Here is a 1,670-nt window from a genome sequence, read left to right as displayed (position 1 = left end):
CGACATCCATCGCATTAACCGAATGGTTCGTCGAAGTCAGGGCATTGATATCAGTGGAGGCTCCCATCATATCCATCAGAACCTCGCCCAAGCGTTCGATATCCGCCTCCGTGACCGAGTGATTTGTTGACACCAGAATATCTGTGTCAGTCGTCGAGCCCATCATGTCCGCCAGAACGGCAGCCAACCGCTCGACGTCAGTCGCATCAATCCCAGCAGCGTACTTTCCATCTCTATATTAGGATTGCAAAGGAATGAACGCATCGTTCTCATAGTAATAAACGGCAGCATCGCAAATTTCCTTAATTCCCACCGAAGGCCATCTAACAAGCAAGTTGTCACGAACAGATATCAGGTCTTGTATGGACAAAAACTCCTCCATGGAGAGCCGCTCAACAGCTAAAGGCGTGAACCCATCCTCACTCAACTCAGCTTCATCAGGATTAAGAACAATGCAAGAAGACCGGAGATTAGCTCCTTTTGTCTGGTCCAAATAAACCCAATCACGCCATTCATAGATGTCTAGATTATCAAGAACATCACCCAGTTTCTCAGCCATCATTCGATCCCCCAATTAGAATATCCGCCGGAGCCGCCTGGATGCAGCGAGTCTTGCACTGGCCCTGGCGCAGCATGTTGGTCACGCGGGACAAGTTGCATCTGGCCCGGAATATTGCCGTGGTGCCACGTGACTTCAGGTGTCGGTGCAGACCTTGAGTAGGCACCTCGCGCCCCTGGGCGAACACCGTTTACGATTCCTGGGTATAGACTTTCCATACGCGCTGCAAAGCTCGGGTCAGTATCAAATGCTTCATGAAGGGCTTGATTTGATAGCTGGTTATGGCGCTGCCGTGAAACGCCAGGATAGGCCATTCTTGGAAGCTGAATTTCATATGCACTTGAATAATAAGGACTATCCGATGGGCGAACAATAGCACCATTCGAGCTTTCAAAGCCCTTCACAGACACTTTACTATTATACCCCACTGGCATCGCCGCCAGCACTGCCGCAACTTCCGGCGACATGCCCAAGGCTTCGAAGCTACGTGCCAGGGTCGCTTCGCTGAAGCTGGTCTGCACGCCGATGTTCTCGTCGAACAGCGCCTGCATGTAAGGTAGCGCCTCGGCGCTCAGGTCCCATAGAGAGTCGTCCGAGTAGGCGGCATAGACGCCACCATTGGCCGCCAGTGAGTGTTGCTGGCAGGCGACCAGATCATCGACACACGCGGCATAGCCCGCTTCATCTTGCTGTTGGCTGAGTGCCTGATAGCGATCCACTACCTCGGCCATACAGGCGCTGTCACCGTTACAGGCCGCGAGCTCTTCATTCGCCGTGGTCAGTTGCTGGTGGCTCAGGTAGTTATACCGCGTCGCCTGTCCGGCCACCTCGGCCCCTATCGCCACATCTCCGCCCGCCAGTTCGGCGGCGACGATGCCCACCACCTGGGAGGCCGCCACCAGCCAGGTCGCATCCTTGGCCACCAGTTCGGCCAGGTGTTCGATCAACGCTTCATTGGCCCCCGCCGCCAGGGCGCCGGTCGCGAAATCCCCGCCCATCGCTTCGCTGATGCTGCCGCCGATCAGGGCATGTAATGCGATCTTTTGCGGGTCGCCTTCCTGCCAGAGGTGGTCGTTGGCGAGATCGCCCACGGCGTTGAACAGCACGCCGC

Annotated in this window: 2 protein-coding genes; both read right to left on the bottom strand. The window is 55.7% G+C overall.

Annotation, left to right across the window (positions count from 1 at the left end):
• Positions 1-238: 238 nt before the first annotated feature.
• On the bottom strand, positions 239-559 hold the full coding sequence (locus HP566_RS20030) for a DUF7716 domain-containing protein (RefSeq protein WP_249979060.1): 321 nt from the start codon (positions 557-559) through the stop codon (positions 239-241).
• On the bottom strand, positions 559-1,670 hold a 1,112-nt coding region (locus HP566_RS20025), incomplete at its 5' end, for an HNH endonuclease (RefSeq protein ID WP_249979059.1). The genes HP566_RS20025 and HP566_RS20030, both read right to left, overlap by 1 nt.

The sequence above is a fragment of the Vreelandella olivaria genome (assembly GCF_023507745.1).
GTDB lineage: Bacteria > Pseudomonadota > Gammaproteobacteria > Pseudomonadales > Halomonadaceae > Vreelandella > Vreelandella olivaria_A.
The sequence above is the reverse complement of the archived record's forward strand: the minus strand, read 5'-3'. Positions and strand labels throughout refer to the sequence as shown.

Excerpts from the sequence above, each read along its gene's own strand:
- HP566_RS20030 (WP_249979060.1), bottom strand. The coding sequence starts at position 559 with ATGGCTGAGAAACTGGGTGATGTTCTTGATAATCTAGACATCTATGAA.